Annotated in this window: 4 protein-coding genes; all 4 read right to left on the bottom strand. The window is 46.5% G+C overall.

Annotation, left to right across the window (positions count from 1 at the left end; all coding sequences use genetic code 11):
• Nucleotides 1-40 precede the first annotated feature (40 nt).
• The 4 genes from WDV74_RS09310 to WDV74_RS09295 are packed head-to-tail and all read right to left on the bottom strand — an operon-like array spanning nt 41 to nt 6,849.
• Nucleotides 41-1,813, bottom strand: a complete 1,773-nt coding sequence (locus WDV74_RS09310; protein WP_338882441.1) for an ABC transporter ATP-binding protein — start codon at nt 1,811-1,813, stop codon at nt 41-43.
• 2 nt (nt 1,814-1,815) lie between these two features.
• On the bottom strand, nt 1,816-3,600 hold the full coding sequence (locus tag WDV74_RS09305; protein WP_338882439.1) for an ABC transporter ATP-binding protein: 1,785 nt from the start codon (nt 3,598-3,600) through the stop codon (nt 1,816-1,818).
• Nucleotides 3,587-4,852, bottom strand: coding sequence for an MFS transporter (locus WDV74_RS09300; RefSeq protein ID WP_338882437.1), 1,266 nt, complete (start codon nt 4,850-4,852; stop codon nt 3,587-3,589). The genes WDV74_RS09305 and WDV74_RS09300 overlap by 14 nt, the downstream gene beginning before the upstream one ends.
• On the bottom strand, nt 4,849-6,849 hold the full coding sequence (locus WDV74_RS09295) for a TonB-dependent receptor (protein WP_338882435.1): 2,001 nt from the start codon (nt 6,847-6,849) through the stop codon (nt 4,849-4,851). Before WDV74_RS09295 ends, WDV74_RS09300 begins: the two co-directional genes overlap by 4 nt.
• Nucleotides 6,850-6,872 lie beyond the last annotated feature (23 nt).

The following is a 6,872-nucleotide window of genomic DNA, read 5'->3' as shown; positions in this document are numbered from 1 at the left end:
ATCCTATAAATGACAGTACCTAAAAAATCATATGGGTGGGTTACACCTTGTTTAAGTGAATATTGGGGTGTAAATGCCAATGCTTTTCTGAGCCAAGGTGATTTTTCCAAAGGGATTGGTAAAGCGGGCAACGCCCCAGTAATTCATCATGTGTACCGCTATCACAGAGGGTTCCATGATCCATTACCAATATTTGATCAGCACGGGTTATCGTGCTTAACCGATGAGCGATGACAAAAACGGTTTTATCCTGAGTGAGAGAATCAAAGGCTTCTTGTATTAACCGCTCATTTTCGGGATCCAGCGACGCCGTTGCTTCGTCCAGGAATAGAACCGGGGACTGTTTTAGGATCGCACGAGCAATGGCAAGCCGTTGGCGCTCACCACCCGATAACGTACCGCCATCCACACCTAAAGGTGTATCGTACCCTTGCGGTAATGCCATAATCGTATCGTGAATATTGGCGAGGCGGGCCGCCTGTTCCAGCTCTGCCTGTGTCGCATTCGGATCCCCCAGACGAAGATTGTTGGCAACCGTGTCCTGGAATAGGGCGGTTTCCTGGAACATCATTGTGACGGTGTCATACAGTGCTTGAGTCTGGTAATGATGAATAGGGTTCCCACCTAAACAGATTTCACCTTTATCCAGTTGATAGAAAGCAAGTAATAAGTAGGCCAGCGTGGATTTACCACTGCCACTTGGCCCCACAATAGCGGTCATACTGCCTTGTGGGGCATAAAATGATACGTCCTGGATAGCGGGCTGGTGAGCCCCTGGGTAGCTAAATGAGATATTGTTAACTTCAACATCATATTTGTTGGGTGCAGCTAATGGCCCGGAAGTTTGTGTTGCAATCGCCTCTATCTCTGCAATATGTGTTTCACCGACTTGTGTCAATGCGGTTACGTTGAGCAGGGGAATGATCCCGCGTAAAGGGGTAATAGTGGCGAACAACAACAGAATAGTGATCAGCATCTCAGGGAGAGTGAGTGCTTCATGAAAACGTAAGGCTCCGGCCAGAATGCCAACAACCACGCTGGTATCAATAATGATGTAGAACAGACTCAGCAACGGTATGCTTTTGAATATTCCACGGCGGAATGCGGCACGTAGTTGTTCAATTTCCTGGTCAAAACGTTGTTCTACCGTTGTGGTCGCAGCCGCCGCGCGAATAAACGCCATGCCCTGGGCATATTCTACGATTGCTTCGGATACATCAGCCATCATCGCTGCCCGACGGCGCAGTATTTCATTGAGTTTTTGCCGGATCCCACCCAGGATCAGTAATCCAACCATCAAGACTAATAGGGCACAGCCAGCAACAACCCAGTCGAACCAGAATAAAGCCAGATAGATAAGTGTCAGCATCATAATCTGGCAGGTAATTTGTGGGGTGGTATAGGCTGATTGATTTTCCTGCCATTGCACATCTTCGGATAATGTCAGGGCTATTTTCCCGGCACTTAGTCCGCGAATTGTCGCGATGGACATACCGACAAGCCGCTGTAGCAAAGAGCGGCGGATTTCTATCCCCAACCCATAAGCGGCAATGGTGAGTTTACGTAATGCGCGAGACATAAAAGTGAATCGCAGCAACAGTAAAATAACCAATAATGTCAGTGTGATAAGCGGCAGCATAGCGTTGTCACTTTCTTTCGGGTGAGTTCCCTCCAGATGAGTAATGGCCCAGGCAGCGATAGCCAGTTGCGCCATAATTGCAATGGTATCAAGCTGCTTATATAACAATCCACCCAACCAAACCCGTTGTAGTTTTGCGGACAGATGTTGTTGGAGACGATTAAATAATCCCATGATTAATTTACTCCTGTTCCGGTATTTTCTCCCCGCCAGGCTGCCCACTGTTTGGCATACGCGCCTTGCTGTGCGAGTAGTTCATCATGGGTGCCTTGCTCAATGATTTGTCCTTTATCCAGGACCAGTATTTGGTCAAGGTGACGGACAGTTGGCAGGCGATGGGCGATAACAATCACTGTCTTATTGCGGCATAACGCATTGAGTGCTTGTTGCATCTCTTTTTCACATTCTGGATCGGCATAGGCGGTAGCTTCATCTAATACAAGAATGGGCGCGTTTTTCAGGATAGCGGCGGCAACGGCGATACGCTGTTTTTCTCCTACAGACAAGCTAATACCGTTGTTGATTACGGTGTTGTAACCTTGTGGTAACTGTTGGATAAATTGATGTGCTTGTGCTGCGATGGCCGCTGCTTCAACTTCTGCTTGTGAAGCATCAGGACGGGCCAGGCGGATATTGTTGGCTATCGTATCGTTGAACAGAAATACCCGCTGGAACACAAAAGAGATGTTATTACGCAGTGTGGTTTCATCCATGTTGCGGATATCAACACCACCAACAGTAATTTTGCCCTGTTGAGGATCCCAAAGACGGGCAACCAGGCTGGCTATCGTGGATTTACCAGAGCCGCTGGCACCAACCAGAGCGAGTGAACTGCCGGCAGGGACGGAAAACGAAACGTTATTTAAGACATTGTCCTGCTTATCTTGATAGGAAAAGCTGACATTATGCAAAGCCACAGTATGATCGGCAGGAACCTGATTTTGGGTACATGGCGCTAATTCAGGTTGATTCATCAGCCAACGATATCGTGTAACTAAGGCCTCTTGCTGCTGCAAACGTGTCATCACCGAAAACATAGATGAAGCAATATTGCCGAATGCCATGGCAGCCAGAATAAAGAAGGTGAATTCAAATAAAGTGATTGCTTGTCGGTTAAATAGCCAGACCGCCAAGGGGAGGACAAACAGCAGATTAGCGCTGGATAGCACAAAAAATCGGCTGGATTTGACCTGCACTTTCTCAACCCAAACATCGATAATACGTGTCAGGGCGGTAAAGGCTTCTTCCGCTCGCTGTAGGGCAATATTGCCACCTGAATAGGTTTTCACTACAGGAATTGCGTTGATAACTTCACCCATTGTCGAGGCAATACGATTTTGGGAGGCGTAAAATCGTTGAGTAGTGGTTTGAACTTTCATCTGAATATAGATGAATAATAAACAAGCACCCAAAGTTGGAACAAAAGCCGCCAATGCTAATCGCCAGTCAATGGCTAACATCACACCCAATGCTATTAATGGACCGAACACGGTTGCTGACATCTCTGGAATAATGTGGGCGATACCATCTTCAAGTTGTTCGACGTCATCTAACATCATCTTCTTGATTTCGGTGCTGTCAGTCTGCATAAAGAAGCCCAGGGGAACAGACTTCAACTTATTGCTGATATTACGACGAACATCAGCCTGAACATCGGCAGCGATCAAATGAGCAACAAACGTTGAAGCACTGAAAGTCAGCATCGCGGCAAAGGTGAAGCTTAATAACATGACGCCGTAATTCAGCAAGGTGTCATATTGCCCGTCATAGAGTGATTGGGTAATAAGGCCAGCAACTGCGGCCGGCAGTATTTGCAGGCCAGCAGAAACAATGGCAAGTGCGATAGCAACGTAACTCAGCGTGCGGTATGGGCGCATCATATCCCACAATGTCTTAAGGACACCGGCGTCAGCGGCACGTTGCTCAGGAGAATTTTGAACAGAAGGATCATTGCTGGGCATAGGTGTTTTCCTTTTGGAAATCGTGGCGCTTACGTAATGTCCAGAACAAGCCAGCCAGGGTGAAGAGGGAGGCAAGCGCGAAAAGAGAGGCATAGCTTGCTTTGGTTACAATCAATCCCCCCAGCATTGAACAGATGATGGCAATGCTCATATCTGCGGATTGCATCAGCGCAAAATCCACACCAGATTGTATGCCTGCCGCCAGAGACATCATTTGGGTATACAAGGCAACAAATTTGGTCGCGGTGATTAGCGTGATAAAAACGTATGCTGCCGAAAGCAGGGACAGGGGTGTTTCTGGTTGCTGAGAAAGCCAGAAAATACCCACTAACACCAGACACTCAAGCAACATGACCGTCAATAATGTCTGGATGGCACCTAGTTTACGAACCACGATGCCGCCAAGTAGGACACCAGATAAGCCAGCTAATGCCCCACCACTGGCAGCAATGATGCCTAATTGGGTTAAGTCTACGCCGCGATCGACTAAAAATGGGGAGAGCATACCGAGTGACAGGCGTGTCCCCATCATACATAGCAGTATTAAAATCAGTGCCTGTTTAACCGGAGTACGGCGTAATGCACTCTTTAGCGAAGGTTTTGGCGAGGAGGGCGTGATCGATGTTTTTGACGTGCTCGATTCTCCCTGTCCCTGCGTTTTTCGGATGAACAAGATAGGCAGTGACATTAATAGCATCACTATCACCAACATGCCTGCACCAATGTGCCAGCCATAGAGTGAAATAAGATATAAAAACAGACCGCTGCCAATAATGGCGCCCAGATAACTTCCCCCAACCTGCATGACATTGCTCCAGGGGCGATGCTGTGGTGGTAATCGATCGATAGCATGGCCGTCTGTGGTGGTATCTACCACGGTCAGACAAAGCGTAATCAAAAACAGGGCCGCTATGATAAGCGGCATATGTTCGGCAGGGTTCGCTAAGGACATTAAACCAAAAAGCAGTGCAATTAACAGATTGCCGCAGAGCATGATGCGGCGGGGGTGAGTATCCCCCGAACCTGATTTGCGATAGCGTTCTACAACGGGTGCCCAGAGGAATTTTAATGCCCAAGGTAACATTAATAGGTAGAGTAACCCTATCTTATCTGGGGTAACGCCGTGGTTGCGTAGAAATGCCGGCATGCTTTGTAACGTTAACATACCAATGGTACTTTGGATGGTGTAAACACCAGCCAAAGTCAAAAGTAGTAACGAGATGTGACGGCGATGTGAGGTGCTGTGCATCATAGTGCAACGCTCACATCCAGCCCAACATTCAAGCCTTTATTTATCATGCTATACGTATTGTTTCCCATCTGGAAACTGGATACGCGATACTGTTTATTACCTAAATTTTCCCCATAAAGTTTGACATTGATGCCATGATCCATTTCTAAACTAAGTGATGCGTCATAGAGAGTATATCCCCCTTGTTCAAGGGCATTTGCTTCATCAAAGTAGCTTTTTGAATAGTAGCGAGTGCCAGCATTGAAATAGAGGTTACCTGGTAACAATGTTTGATTAATCAGATAGTCGAAACTTGCATTAAGCATGACATCTGGTGCATAAGGCAGGCGTTTGCCTTTATAGTTTACGCCACTTGTTGTCTCAGTGAAATTTGACTTACCTACGCTACCCCCCAGAGAAAGTCTAAGCCCTTGCATTGGGTTAATCTGGCTGCTCAGCTCGATACCTTTACTTTCTGCTTTTCCGGCGTTACGAATGAATTGTCCACCCATAGGCCCGACGTAGATCTGTTTATCTTTGGAACGAATGTAATAAACTGCGCTGTTTAATGTCATTGCGTCATTAAAGAATGAGGTATGCCAACCAAACTCATAATTGTCTGAGGTTTCGGTATCGTAAGGCTTTTTATCATTGGCAGAGGAAACAATGTTATTGAACCCGCCCGGCTTGTATCCTTTGGTGGCAGAGAGATAGAAACGGGTATCTGGTGTCAATTGCCAGCCCAGTGCTGCCTTAGGTATAAACTCATTGCTGGAAACCTGGTTATCAAAAGCGTCGACCGCCATTATGCCAGAACGGCCTGCATAGGCTATTTGAGATTTTTCATGTGACAAACGCCCGCCAAGCGTCAGATCCCATTGAGAAGCGATGGGTAATTTGACTTCACCAAACAGGGCCAGTGATTTTGTTTTTATCGTGTTCAAGGCAGCGCTATAGTAATTCATATAGGCGCCAGTATGATGTCTGCTAGTTTCATCTGAGAACCAGCCGCCGAGAACGCTGGTAATCCCATTAGAGTAGTTGGAGTTTAAGCGTAGTTCTTGGGTGGTGGCATGGTGTTTTTCTTTCCATTTACCCCCGATAAAATCACGGAAAATATCGCGATCCTGATAGGCGGTGATACTGGTTAATACGTTGTTACCAAAATCATAGTCCGCTTTGAGTGCATAACTGTTGACGCGCCGTGTTAAATCCGGGATAGGGCCATCATATTCTTTCCGACGGAACTGTTCGTCGGTTAAATAAAGCTCTTCATGTGAATTGAGATCTTCATGAGCAAAGCTAAGTTCAGCGCTGAATGGAGACTCTTCTGGTGCAAAGGTCAGCTTTCCTTTACCAAGCCAGGTCTTGCTGGAGTCAATATTTTTATCACCGCGATTTGGGGCATCAATTTGTCCTGGCTCTTTTACCCAGCGTAGACTCATGCTGCCATAAAGCATGTCTTCAATAAGCGGTACTGATCCACTGAAGGAACCCCCTTGTTTTAATTTAGAATAATGACCAGAAAGGTTAAGCCAAGGGCCTTCTTTTGGAGAACGAGTGATGATATTGATAACACCGGCTTGGGCATTGCCACCATATAAAGTGCCTTGGGGACCACGTAATAATTCTACACGTTCTACATTAATTAACTCTTGTGTCAGAAATTGGTGATCTTGAGGAACACCATCAACATAAATGCGAATGGAGGGTGAATAGTAATCGGGTGAACTGATACCCCGAATGGTGGTTGCTGAGTAGGTTCGGTTACCGCGAGAGCGGATTTGTAAGCCAGGGAAAGCACGCTCAAGATCCTGTACTTGGGTGATACCTGCTTGCTCAAGTTCCTCGCCAGTTTTTACTAAAATACTGCCATTAACTTTATTTAATGCTTCTGCTCGTTTGTTAGCCGTCACAATCAAAACATCTTCTGTGGCTTTGGGTGAATGCTCCGCCCAAGTCACAACAGGTGTGATCAGACAACATAAGACAGACGCTTTAGCATATTTTTTTCTCATAAATACTCTTTATGCCTTTCCAA

The sequence above is a fragment of the Xenorhabdus sp. TH1 genome (assembly GCF_037260955.1).
GTDB classification, from domain to species: Bacteria; Pseudomonadota; Gammaproteobacteria; order Enterobacterales; family Enterobacteriaceae; genus Xenorhabdus; species Xenorhabdus griffiniae.
This window is presented reverse-complemented; position numbering and strand designations above follow the sequence as displayed.